This window comes from Aeromonas sp. FDAARGOS 1410 (assembly GCF_019048745.1).
In the GTDB taxonomy this organism is placed as follows: Bacteria; Pseudomonadota; Gammaproteobacteria; order Enterobacterales; family Aeromonadaceae; genus Aeromonas; species Aeromonas jandaei.
The window spans coordinates 3,301,332-3,313,456 of record NZ_CP077401.1 but is presented as its reverse complement, the minus strand read 5'-3'; the positions used below and the strand labels follow the sequence as shown (position 1 = coordinate 3,313,456).

11 protein-coding genes are annotated in these 12,125 nt (G+C 60.0%); 9 read left to right on the top strand and 2 right to left on the bottom strand.

Annotated elements, in window-relative coordinates:
* Window positions 1-36: 36 nt before the first annotated feature.
* From I6L40_RS15385 to I6L40_RS15350, 8 genes are all read left to right on the top strand, one after another.
* Window positions 37-795 carry a DeoR/GlpR family transcriptional regulator gene (locus I6L40_RS15385; RefSeq protein ID WP_033112910.1) on the top strand — a complete coding sequence of 253 codons (759 nt, stop codon included), beginning with the start codon at window positions 37-39 and terminating at the stop codon, window positions 793-795.
* 294 nt (window positions 796-1,089) lie between these two features.
* Window positions 1,090-2,577 (top strand): glycerol-3-phosphate dehydrogenase, encoded by a 1,488-nt coding sequence (glpD, locus tag I6L40_RS15380; protein WP_071911190.1) that lies wholly within the window; start codon window positions 1,090-1,092, stop codon window positions 2,575-2,577.
* A 95-nt stretch (window positions 2,578-2,672) separates the two neighbouring features.
* Window positions 2,673-3,761: a glycerophosphodiester phosphodiesterase gene (glpQ, locus tag I6L40_RS15375; protein ID WP_071911191.1), complete on the top strand. Its 1,089-nt coding sequence runs from the start codon at window positions 2,673-2,675 to the stop codon at window positions 3,759-3,761.
* A 219-nt stretch (window positions 3,762-3,980) separates the two neighbouring features.
* Window positions 3,981-4,463, top strand: coding sequence for a serine protease inhibitor ecotin (gene eco, locus I6L40_RS15370; protein WP_033112907.1), 483 nt, complete (start codon window positions 3,981-3,983; stop codon window positions 4,461-4,463).
* 299 nt (window positions 4,464-4,762) lie between these two features.
* The gene (gene maoP / locus I6L40_RS15365; protein ID WP_033112906.1) at window positions 4,763-5,134 is read left to right on the top strand and encodes a DUF413 domain-containing protein; all 372 of its coding nucleotides are present in this window, start codon (window positions 4,763-4,765) and stop codon (window positions 5,132-5,134) included.
* Complete coding sequence (gene hdfR, locus I6L40_RS15360; RefSeq protein ID WP_071911193.1) at window positions 5,134-6,006, top strand: HTH-type transcriptional regulator HdfR; 873 nt, start codon at window positions 5,134-5,136, stop codon at window positions 6,004-6,006. The genes maoP and hdfR overlap by 1 nt, the downstream gene beginning before the upstream one ends.
* A 183-nt stretch (window positions 6,007-6,189) precedes the next feature.
* A complete protein-coding gene (locus I6L40_RS15355) occupies window positions 6,190-7,131 on the top strand; it encodes a hypothetical protein (protein ID WP_071911194.1) in 942 nt (313 codons plus the stop codon).
* A 144-nt stretch (window positions 7,132-7,275) separates the two neighbouring features.
* Window positions 7,276-8,466 (top strand): amino acid aminotransferase, encoded by a 1,191-nt coding sequence (locus tag I6L40_RS15350; protein WP_216994522.1) that lies wholly within the window; start codon window positions 7,276-7,278, stop codon window positions 8,464-8,466.
* Between the two features lie 77 nt (window positions 8,467-8,543).
* Here the strand turns inward: I6L40_RS15350 and I6L40_RS15345 are convergent, their stop codons facing one another.
* Together I6L40_RS15345 and I6L40_RS15340 are read right to left on the bottom strand one after the other, a co-directional pair.
* The gene (locus tag I6L40_RS15345) at window positions 8,544-9,041 is read right to left on the bottom strand and encodes a DUF2062 domain-containing protein (RefSeq protein ID WP_071911200.1); all 498 of its coding nucleotides are present in this window, start codon (window positions 9,039-9,041) and stop codon (window positions 8,544-8,546) included.
* Complete coding sequence (locus I6L40_RS15340) at window positions 9,035-9,553, bottom strand: DUF2062 domain-containing protein (RefSeq protein ID WP_042031164.1); 519 nt, start codon at window positions 9,551-9,553, stop codon at window positions 9,035-9,037. Before I6L40_RS15340 ends, I6L40_RS15345 begins: the two co-directional genes overlap by 7 nt.
* Before the next feature lie 27 nt (window positions 9,554-9,580).
* On the opposite strand from I6L40_RS15340, the gene I6L40_RS15335 reads away from it, so the two are divergent.
* Window positions 9,581-11,797, top strand: coding sequence for a DNA internalization-related competence protein ComEC/Rec2 (locus tag I6L40_RS15335; RefSeq protein WP_071911202.1), 2,217 nt, complete (start codon window positions 9,581-9,583; stop codon window positions 11,795-11,797).
* Window positions 11,798-12,125 lie beyond the last annotated feature (328 nt).

The following is a 12,125-nucleotide window of genomic DNA, read 5'->3' as shown; positions in this document are numbered from 1 at the left end:
CGGGGCCTTTTTTCGTCTCATCATCGGAGTGCAAGCGTGAAGCAAACCCAACGACATCTGGAGATCCTGGACGTCCTGACGCGGCAGGGATTTGTCTCGACCGACGATCTGGTGACCCATTTTGATGTCAGTCCCCAGACCATTCGCCGGGATCTGAACGATCTCGCCGAGCAGAACAAGATCCGGCGCCATCATGGCGGTGCCTCCCTGCATTCGAGTACCGTCAATACCGCCTACAGCGCCCGTAAAGTGATGCAGCTCAAGGAGAAAGAGCGTATCGCTCGCGAGGTAGCTGCCAATATTCCCGATGGTTCGTCCCTCTTTATCGATATTGGCACCACTACCGAAGCCATTGCCCGCGCCCTGCTTGATCACCGCGAGCTGCGCATTGTCACCAACAACCTCAACGTGGCCAGCATTCTGACTGCCAAGGATGACTTCACTGTCATCATCGCCGGTGGCGAGATCCGCAACCGGGATGGCGGCATCGTGGGGGAGGCAACCCGCGACTTTATCGGCCAGTTCCGCATGGACTATGGCGTCATCGGCATTTCGGGCATCGACAACGACGGCTCCCTGCTCGATTTCGACTATCACGAGGTGAAGATTGCCCAGGCCATCATCGCCCACTCCCGCCAGGTCTTTCTGGCCGCTGACCACACCAAGTTTGGTCGCAACGCCATGGTCAACCTCGGCAACATCAATCAGGTTCACGCGCTCTTTACCGATCAGGAGCCGCCCGAGAAGTTGACAAGGTTGATGGCCCAGCATCAGGTTGCCTGCCATATCTGCTGATATAGCGCCTGTGTTGTGGAGTTCAGGTCGCCCTGTCGGGCGGCCTCCCTTTCGTTATTCCCCCCCTTTGGGGTATTGCCTTCCTGCTCTTCTCCCCTTTGTTTTTTGAATGTCATTGCCATGGTATTGGCAACCCCTCCTTTCATTGCCCAACGCGAAGCGCCAAGCCTGTTTGGCTGCACATTGTGATCACACTTTTACAACTAAATGTTCGTTTGATGTTTTTTTATGTTCTAAAATGAGCGAAATCAAACATTGCTGTTATAGCAATCATAAAAATGAAAGTAGGTGAACATGAGCGAACATTATGATCTGGTCGTCGTTGGTGGCGGCATCAACGGGGTAGGCATTGCAGCTGATGCGGCAGGACGGGGTTTGAAAGTAGCCCTGTTCGAGGCGCAGGATCTCGCCTCAGCCACCTCTTCCAACTCCAGCAAGCTGATCCACGGTGGTCTGCGCTATCTCGAACATTACGAATTCCGGTTGGTGAAAGAGGCGCTGGCGGAGCGGGAGGTGCTGCTCGGCATGGCGCCCCATATCGCCCGCCCGATGCGTTTTCGTCTGCCGCACCGCCCGCATCTGCGTCCGGCCTGGATGATCCGCGCTGGCCTCTTCCTTTATGACAATCTGGCCAAGCGCGACAAGCTCAAGGGCAGCTGTGGCGTGCGCTTCCTGCCGCAAGATGGCCTCACCGCCGGTATCAACAAGGGGTTCGAGTATTCGGACGCCTGGGTCGACGATGCCCGGCTGGTGGTGCTCAATGCCATGATGGCGCGCGACAAGGGTGCCGACGTGCAAACCCGCACCAGCTGCGTCAAGGCGGAGCGCGGCTCAAAGCACTGGACCTTGACTCTGGAGCGGGAAGGGGGCGAGCAGTTCAATGTCACCTGCCGCGGTCTGGTCAATGCGGCCGGCCCCTGGGTCAAGACCTTCTATGACGAGAGCCTGCACGAGAAATCCCCGCGCGGCATTCGCCTTATTAAAGGCAGCCACATGATAGTGCCGCGCATCCATGAGCGCGAAGAGGCCTACATCCTGCAAAACGAGGACAACCGCATCGTCTTCGTTATCCCTTATCAGCAGGACTACTCCCTCATCGGCACTACGGATGTGGAGCACAAGGGCAGTCCGCGCGAGGCGAAGATCAGCGACGCCGAGATCAACTACCTGTGCAAGGTGGTCAACGCCCACTTCACCCGCCAGATCGCCCCCAAAGACGTGATCTGGACCTATGCCGGGGTGCGCCCGCTGTGCGACGACGAATCCGACTCGCCACAGGCGGTGACCCGCGACTATACCCTCGAACTTTCCGGTGAATCCGATGGTGCGCCGCTGCTCTCGGTATTTGGTGGCAAGCTCACTACTTACCGCAAGCTGGCGCAGGCTGCCTGCAACAAGCTCAAACCCTGGTTCAGCCAGATGGGGGATGACTGGACCGCCAGCAGCCGGCTGCCCGGTGGCGAGTTCGACTGCTCGGTTCGCGAGCTGGCACGCGCCTTTGCGCTGGAGTTTGACTGGCTCGATGATCGCAGCGCCCTGCGTATCGCCGAAGCCTATGGCGCCCATGCCCGGCTCTGGCTCAAGGAGCCCCGTGGCCAGCACTTTGGTGCCGGACTATACGAATCTGAGGTGCGCTACCTTATCGAGCGGGAGTGGGCCTGCACTCTGGAAGATATCCTCTGGCGTCGCAGCAAGCTGGGGCTGCGCCTGTCCGATTCCGAGCAACAGCAACTGGGTGAGTGGCTGGCACACCATCACCACTGCCTGCGCAAAGCAAGCTGAGTCCTCTGAAGGGCGGCCCTGCGTCGCCCTTCCCATAACTGCAATAAACCTCTGATATAACAACTACCTACACACAATAATAAAGAGTGTCACATATGAAAAAACTCACCGTCTCCCTCATTGCGCTAAGCCTTGGGGCATCCCTCTCATTACCTGTTCTGGCCGTCGATGAAGGCAAGATAGTGATTGCTCACCGGGGCGCTTCCGGCTACCTGCCCGAGCACACCCTGGAGTCCAAGGCATTGGCCTACGGCATGGGTGCCGATTATCTGGAGCAGGATCTGGTGATGACCAAGGATGACCAGCTGGTAGTGATGCACGATCACTTCCTCGATGGCATCACCGATGTGGCCGAGCGCTTCCCCGGCCGGGCTCGCCCGGATGGGCGCTACTATGTGGTGGATTTCACCCTGGACGAGGTGCGCTCCCTGCGCATGACCGAGCCGTTCCAGCTGGTGGATGGCAAGCAGGTGCCTGTCTATCCGGCGCGCTTCCCGCTGTGGAAGTCCAGCTTCAAGATCCACACCTTCCAGGAAGAGATCGAGATGATCCAGGGGCTCAACAAGAGCACCGGCAAGAACATCGGTATCTACCCGGAGATAAAAGCGCCCTGGCTGTTCCGCCACGAGGGCAAGGACATCTCCAAGGCGGTACTCAAGGTATTGAAGCAGTACGGCTACACCAGCAAGAACGACAAGGTCTATCTGCAGTGTTTCGATACCAACGAGCTCAAGCGCATCAACAGCGAGCTGATGCCGGCCATGGGCATGGATCTCAAACTAGTGCAGCTGATGGCCGAGACCGACTGGAACGAGACCATGGTCTATGACGCCAAGGGCAAGGCAACCCCCTACAGCTATGACTGGATGTTCAAGCCGGGCGCCATGAAGGAGATCGCCAGCTACGCCGAGGGGATCGGCCCGTGGAAGCCGATGATAGTGCCGGAGCCGGGCACCCTGGGCAAACCGACCTTCACCGGCATGGTAAAAGAGGCCCACGCGGCCGGCCTCAAGGTGCATCCTTACACCTTCCGTCAGGATGATGGACAGATCCCGGCCTATGCCAAGGACTTTACCGATCTGCTCAACATCTTCCTCTATCAGGCGGATGTGGACGGGGTGTTCAGTGACTTCCCCGACAAGGCGGTTGCCGTTATCCAAGCCCATGAAGGGACACGGAAATAGTTGGCAAAGTGCCATTTGAATTCAGAGCGGGGCCAGATGGCCTCGCTTTTTATTTAGCGGGAGCCGCAAGGGAGTGTGCGCGGTGTCAGAAAATAGCCAAATCACGTCATCGCGTGCCGGATCTGCATCATTTTACGTACTTTTTACGTTGCAGAGCGCTGGCATGAAATCGGCAGAGCGGTTAGTCTAGCGGCGTTGAACCAACCCCAAGAGGTACAGATGAAAACCGTATTGCGTTTTAGCCTGCTGGGCGCCTTGTTGCTGGGTGGCCATGCCTTCGCCGCCGAGCCGAAAAAATTTGATATCAGCATGTTCCCAGCCGCTGACGTGAATCAGGAACGTGTGGTGATCCGCCTGCCTGAAGTCGAGAACGAAGCCGACATGATGGTCGAGCTGCAGGTCGGCAAGAAGATGATGGTTGACTGCAACGTGCCGCGTTTTGCGGGCAACCTGGAACAGCACAGCGTCAAGGGCTGGGGCTACAACTATCTGCAACTGGGTCAGGTCTCCGACCCCATCAGCACTCTGATGGCTTGCCCGGATGGTCAGAAGAAAGAGACCTTCGTCCAGATCTATGGTCAGGGTTTCTTCGTGAACTACAACTCCAAGCTGCCGTTCGTGATCTATGTGCCGCAGGAGTACGAAGTACGCTACCGTTTGTGGCGTGCCGACAACCTGGCACAGCCGGCCATGATCGAGTAACGATCTTTGCACCAAAAGTTCAGCTGGTTCACCTGACGAAACAAATAAAGCGCCGTATGGCGCTTTATTTTTTGCCCGATTTATCTGAAAACAGCCCAGCTATGTTTACGAAATTTTACATAAGCCTGTTATTTATCAACGATTTTTGTGTGCTTACCCGCAAAATTGGTCCTGTCTGACGGATAATGCAGCTTCGATGAAAGATATTTATTAACATAGTAAGAAAATTGATTTTGCACTCGGCGATGGCCTGATGATACTTGCCCGCAAAGGTCAAACTAACCAGAAAAAAGAGCATTATGAGCTTCGAATCAGACAAGCGTTTCAACGACTTCAAACATTTTCCCCGTGGCCTGCGTCGCAGTGGCGAATTCACTGTGGCCGAAGCGGATAGTCTGGAAAAATACGGCACCGCCATGCTGTCACTCTATCAGGGCACCCTTGCCCCCCGTGACGATGTAGAGGCAGCCTTCATCGAGCAGGTTAAATCCGGTGCTGCCGGTGCCAACCCCCACGCCAAGGTATGGTTCAAGTACCTCAAGGTGATCGGGCCCAAGCGTGTTCACCGTCTCTGCACCGTCGTTGGCGGCGCCAGCGAAGAGAGCAGCGGTGGCGGCAGCTTTGATGTCGGCGGTGGCAGCGGCGGTGGCAGTGACGAGTCCATCGATTAATGGATACCGAGCTGCTTCGGACCTTTATCGAGGTGAGCAAGACCCGGCACTTTGGCCGGGCTGCTGAAAATCTCTATCTGACCCAGTCGGCGGTGAGTTTCAGGATCCGCCAGCTTGAACAGCAACTCGGGGTCAGTCTGTTTGCCCGTCATCGCAACAACATCCGTTTGACAGCCTCCGGTGAGCGTCTGCTGCCCTATGCAGACGCCATCCTCCATACCCTTGGTCGTGCCAAACAGGATGTGGCGCTCTCGCCAGGTTTCAGCCAGCAGCTGGCCATCGGTGCTCCCGCCGTCTTCTGGGAGCTCGATTTCAATGACTGGCTCAACCACATTTATGCGCTGGCGCCCGGCTTGGCTGTGCGGCTGGAAACGGCTTCCCGCGAGCACCTCTGCCGTCAGTTGCTGGAGCGCTCCCTCGATCTGGCCCTGCTCTCCGAGCCGACCAAGATCGACGAGATCGCCCTGCACCCCATCGGGGAGCTGGTGTTCGAGCTGGTGAGCCGGGATCCGGCGGCCAATGCCGACAACCTGATGCAGATGCCCCACATCCATCTCGACTGGGGCACCAGCTTCGAGCCGCAGCCGAGCAGGCTGCAGAGCCTGCAAAAGACCCCGGTGCTGCACTCCAGCTCTGCCAGCATGGCGCTGCAATTCGTGCTGGCCAACGGCGGTGCCGCCTATCTGCCGCGGCGCATGGTCAGCCCCTTCCTCGAGAAAGGGGCGTTGCATCTGGTAGAAGGGGGGCAGCCGCTGAGCCGTCCGCTCTATCTCGCCTATCTTGAGAAATCAGATCGCCGCGAACTGATCGATCAGCTGCTGATGCTGCCGCTCGGTTGGCACGACGCCGAACTGCGGCTCGCCGCCGAATAGCTTCTGCTTTATCTTCCGTTACAGCCCACCTCCCGGTGGGCTGTCTATTTCTGGCGCAAAGGCGGGGGAGAGGTCACGTAATTGACGCAGAAGGGTTGGCGTCATCTGCCGGTAATTGTACCTTTTCAGGCTCTTTGTCTGTCAGCCAGTTACAGGGATGCGATTTACAGGGATGAAGTGCACATGATCGACTTTAGTCACCCCGAATGGCGGGCGTTGGCGCAACAGCTGCTCGAGTGTTCGCCAGCGGTGATCCGGGGCCGGCAATGGCAACCGCTGATTGGTCTGCTCAAGGATAACCAGCTGCTGCTTGCCCACGGCAACCACAGCTATGAATTGACCCCGGCCGGGCGCCGCTATCTGACTCGCGAGCTGATGCTGGCGGAGATCGCCACGGCGCCGCCTGCGCCGGAGGAGTGGCTGCACGGACAGGGGTGGCAGCTGGGGGAGCTGGTCAATGAACGGGTGCTCGCCGCGCTCTATCGCAAGAGCGAGGTGAACTTCACCCCCAACGAACAGATCGACTTCGAAGACAAGGGGATCCGGCTCTGCGCCGATCAGTTGTTGCGCCTGCGCGCAGCCCAGCCGTTCAGCCTCTTTTTCAGCGGTGGCACCCTGCTCGATGCCGCTCCCTGGCTGCAGGTCCTCGGTGAGATAGCGCTCCCCGAGCGTACCCTGGCCAGCCTTGGCAAGATCCTGTGGGGGGAGGGGGAGCTGTTGCAGGTGATCACCACCGACAGCGTCGGTGCCTTTGCCGAGCTACAACTGCCTGCCGGTACTCTGCTGGTGTGCGCGCCCGCGACTGCCCAGCTGGCGCTGCAGCAGGTGATCGCTGCCCTGCCGCCCAATGTGCAGTGGAGCCACCTGACCTCGCTCGATCCCGCTGGGGTCGACAGGGTGGTGGCGCTGGCCCAGCGCTTGAGCCGTCCGCCGAGCTGGTGGCTGCCCAGAACACTGGTTCCCATTATTACCACCTACGCAACCCCGCTCGGGGAAGCTCGCCACTGGGAACCGAGCCGGATCCCCAAATCATTGTTGGCAATTTGTAACGGTTTGGTTGAGTCCAATGGTGCCTTATCGGCCGAGGTGTGCGCCCTTGCACCCGAGTGGCATGCCGTTGGTTGAAATCCCCGCCAGAGCAGGCCAAAAAGCGGTTTTCCCCCACGGAACGCGATGATATAAAGAGTTGACGAAGCGCTCGCGGATGAGCGCTTTTGTTTACCACGCCGCTTTGCCACCCAATGAACTCAACGGAATACAGGGAATACCATGTTTGAAAAGGTTGTTGCCGCCCCAGCGGATCCGATCCTGGGCCTGACCGAAGCCTTCCGCGCCGACTCTCGCAGCCACAAAATCAATCTGGGGGTCGGGATCTACAAGGATGAGACCGGTGCCACCCCCATTCTTCACTGCGTCAAGCAAGCCGAGCAGAAGCTCCTGACCGACGAGAAGACCAAGAATTACCTCGGTATTGAAGGCAATATCGAATATGGCCGCATCGTGCAGCAGCTGCTGTTCGGGCAGAACTCCGCGCTGGTCGCCAGCGGCCGCGCCAAGACCGCCCAAGCGCCGGGCGGTACCGGTGCCCTGCGTATCGCTGCCGAATTTGTGGTACGCAATGGTCTGGCCAATACCATCTGGATCTCCGATCCCACCTGGGCCAACCACGTCAGCGTGTTCCAGGCTGCCGGTCTGACCGTCAAGTGGTACAAGTACTACGACGCCGCTACCAAGGGGCTCGACTTTGCTGCCATGCAGGCCTCGCTGGCTGAAGTGCAGGCTGGGGATCTGGTACTGCTGCATGGCTGCTGCCACAACCCGACCGGTATCGACCCGACCGCCGAGCAGTGGCGTGCACTGGCCGAGCAGAGTGCTGCTGCCAGCTGGTTGCCGCTGTTTGACTTCGCCTATCAGGGCTTTGCCCGCGGTATCGAAGAGGATGCCGAAGGTCTGCGCATCTTCGCCGAGTGCCACGACGAGCTGCTGGTGGCGAGCTCCTTCTCCAAGAACTTCGGTCTCTACAACGAGCGGGTCGGCGCCTTCACTCTGGTCAGTGCGACCAAAGAGATCGCCGACGTGGCCTTCACCCAGGTCAAGACCGTCATTCGTGCCAACTACTCCAACCCGCCGTCACACGGCGCCGCCGTCGTCACCGCCGTGGTGAGCGATCCGGCCCTCTATGCCGAGTGGGTGGAAGAGGTTGCGGCCATGCGCGTGCGCATTCGCGAGATGCGCGAGCTGCTGGTGGAGAAACTGGCTGCGCGCGGCGTGAACCAGGATTTCAGCTTTATCCGCGAGCAGAACGGCATGTTCTCTTTCTCCGGTCTCTCCAAGGATCAGGTTGAGCGTCTCAAGAGCGAGTTTGCCATCTATATCGTCGGCTCCGGCCGGATCAGTGTGGCCGGTATCACCCGTGCCAACATAGATCCGCTTTGCGATGCCATCGCCAAGGTGCTGTAACGCCAGCCGTTAACCGCACTACTGAAAAAGCCCGTCACGCCAGTGACGGGCTTTTTTGATCCAGCCGGGTGAGCTGTTCAGCGAACGCCTTGCAACCAGCGGCGCAGCTGAAGCACCAGCAAGGTGAGGGCGCCACCCAGCAGTGCGGTGAGCACCGCCAGCAACATGCTGCCGAGCAGGAAGGGGGGAACAAGAGTTGCCGCTTCCTGCTCCAGCCAGTGGAGCGTCCAGGTGAGGTGGAAGGGCTCCGGCGTCTTGTGCAGCACCAGACAGCCGGTGCGATAGGCATAGAGGTACATGAAGGGGAGGGTGAGCGGGTTGTTGAACCAGACCGCCAGCAGCGCCAGCGGCAGGTTGAGGCTGAACGCCAGCGCCAGCCCGACCGCGATGAGCGAATGCATCGGGATGGGGAACCAGCAGGCGAAGATGCCGGCCGCCACGGCGCCGCTCAGGGCGCGGCTGCCCCCTTGCCAGAGGGCGGGCGCGAGCAGTCGCTCACCAAACAGGGCAAACCACTTCTGCTTGCGCAGGGTATCGGGATCGATCTTGAAACGGGAGAACCAGCGACTCAGCATGGGCGTGCCACCTTGCGTTTTTGCCACTGACGCACCGTACTGATGCGCCAGAAGGTGCGGATCACGGCGTAACCTATGAGCGAGCTCAGCAGGGCCAGCACCAGCGAGCCCAGCAGGAGCGGCGGCGCGACGGTTTCAAATACCGATACCAGCCAGGCCCAGGTGAACTGGATGTCGACATGTTGCGAGGTTTGCCCCAGCAACTGGCAACCGACCAGATAGGCGCCATAGAACATGGGGGGAATGGTCAGTGGATTGGAGAGCCAGACCAGCGCCACAGCGAGGGGCAAATTGACCCGGCAGGCGATGGCGAGCCCGGCGGCCAGCAACATCTGGCAGGGGAGCGGCACCCAGGCCATGAACAGCCCCACGGCGAAGGCTCCCGCAGCCGAGCGCCGGTTGAGATGCCAGAGATTGGCATCGAGCAGTAGGCGACCAAAGAGTCGCAAGTGCTTGTGTTCTTTCAGGGTTTGCGGGTCGGGCATCCAGCGTTTGATGAGTCGTTTGGGCATATTGAAACCTTGCTAAATACTTGCACCATGGATCTGCGTCTGTTGTCGTTTGCCCTCGGGGCAAGCTCCTCACTGCTCTGGCCATGGTTACCTTCACTTGCATGGGGGGGCCTGTTGCTGTCCCTGCTGGTTCCCCTTGCCTGTTGCCGTGCGTGGCGGCTGCTGTTTCTGCTGCTTGGCATCCTCTGGATGCAGGCCACTCTCTCGTATCACCTGGCCTGGCTGGAGCTGCTTGACAAAAAAACGAGCCATATCATAACCGCACAGCTGCAAAGTGCAGAGTCCGAAGGGGAGAAATTTGTCCGGCTGATCCTCAGTGTCCATGAACTGGATGGTCGGCAGCTCCGTCCGTCCCCCCTGATCCGGGTCAATGCCTATCAGCAGCTGCCCCCCCTGACGGCGGGGAGTGAACTCACACTGGTGACTACTCTCAAGCCGGCCCACGGCCTTGCCAACGAGGCGGGGATGGATGGTCGTCGCCTGCTGCTCGGCAAGGGCATTACGGCTACCGGCAACCTGCGGCGGGTGATCCATATCGCGCCGGTGGCGCCCGGACTACGCGAGCGCTGGCTGGCGGCGGCCAACGAGAGCTGGCGAACTCTTTCGCAGGCCCCCTTGCTGGCGGCGCTCACCTTCGGTGAACAGAGTGGTATCACCGATGAGCAGTGGAGCCTGTTTCGCGGCAGCGGGCTGACCCACATCATCGCCATCTCTGGCCAGCACATCGCGCTGGTGGCGGTACTCGGCTGGTGGCTTGGCCGTTTGTTCGGGCTGCGCGGAGCGATCTGCGTGTCGCTGCTGTTTGCCGCCACTTACAGCTGGCTGGCGGGGTTTGCTGTGGCGACCGAGCGAGCCCTCATCATGGTTCTGGTCTGGAGTGTGCTGCGCTGGCGACGGCGGGAGTGGCCGGCCTACCGCATCTGGCTCTGGGCTTTTGTGGTGCTGACCCTCTGGGATCCCTTTGCCCTCTACTCGGCCGGTTTCTGGCTCTCGTTTCTGGCGGTCGCTATCTTGCTGCTGGTCGGTTACTTCCATGAAAAACCAACCCTCTGGCAGATCCAGCTCTGGATGCTGCTCGGTTTGCTGCCGCTGCAGTTGGCGCTGTTCGAGGGGATTGCGCCGCTCGCCATGGTGATCAACCTGCTGGCGGTGCCGCTCTTTTGTATCGTCATTATCCCGCTGGCGCTGATCGGCGTGCTGCTGGCACCGCTCTCTGGCGCGCTCGCCTACGGCCTGTTCTGGCTGGCAAATCTCGGTCTGGAGTGGGTGCTCATCCTGCTCGATATGCTCGCCTCCCGAGTCCAGCTCTGGTGGCCACTGCCGGGCTGGTGGCTGCCGGTGAGCACGCTCTTGCTGTTGCTCTGGTTCTGCTGGCAGTGGCGGGTGGCCCGCTGGCTCTTGCTGCCGGGGCTGCTGGCCCTGACGCTTTTTCTCTGGCCGGCGCCGCCGCGCTGGCAGGTGCGGGTGCTCGATGTGGGGCAGGGGTTGGCCGTGCTCATCAGCAAGGGGGAGCGCGCCATCCTCTATGACACCGGCGATCGCTATCCCGGTGGCTACAACATGGCGGATACGGTGATCCTGCCCACCTTGAGCCACCTTGGCATCAGGGTCATCGATCGCCTCATCATCAGCCACAAGGATCGGGATCATGCGGGCAACCGCAAGCGGCTGCTCAGCGCCCTGACGGTGCGCAGCGAGCTCTCCTCCTACCCTTTCACCCCGTCAACCACCCTCTGTCAGCGCGGTCAGGCGTGGTCATGGCAAGAGCTGCAGTTTCGCGTGCTCTGGCCAGAACAACCCGGGGCAGGGCACAACAACGATGGTTGCGTGGTACGCATCAGTGATGGCGAGCGCAGCGTGCTGCTGAGCGCCGATATCGAGCGGCAGGCGGAGCAGCATCTGGTGGCACTCGAGGGGGGCAGGCTTGCCAGCACCCTGCTGGTGAGCCCGCACCACGGCAGTCGCACCTCCTCCACCCCGCCTTTTGTCGCCGCCGTGGCGCCTCGTTACGTGGTGCACAGCGCCGGCTTCATGAACCAGTGGGGCTTTCCTCGTCCCGAGGTAGTCGCACGTTATCAGGGATCGATCCAGTGGGTGACCGGTCTGGGCGGGGAGGTAGTAATTGCGCCGGTCGCAGATGGTATGCAGGTCAAAGCCGAGCGGGATCATGGCCCCTGGTACCGGCAAGCTGGCAACTGGTGGCAGCCGAAAGTATGGGGAGATCGGCCAGACCCATCACTTTGAGCGGAAGTGTTTCTGCCACTCGTTTTTCCCGCTGGCGCCCTCTTGCACCGCCCATATTGTTGCAAATTTATACGGTTTAAATGGAATTCAGTTTTACTGGTGAAACAATCAAGGGTCGGCAAGTTGAGCCTTGTGGGCCAGAGTGACCAATACTGGGTGGCCGAATAGCCCCGCAGTGATATTGCTGGTCGGCCGCGGCCTGTATGGCGCCGGGATGCAGAGGCCGTGAGGATGCCGGGTTGGTGCAAGGGTAGCCCGCGTGCGCCGTGGCACGGCCGGCCGTCATATGAAAGGGCGAATATGCGGGATAATCGGGGCGTGATGAAGG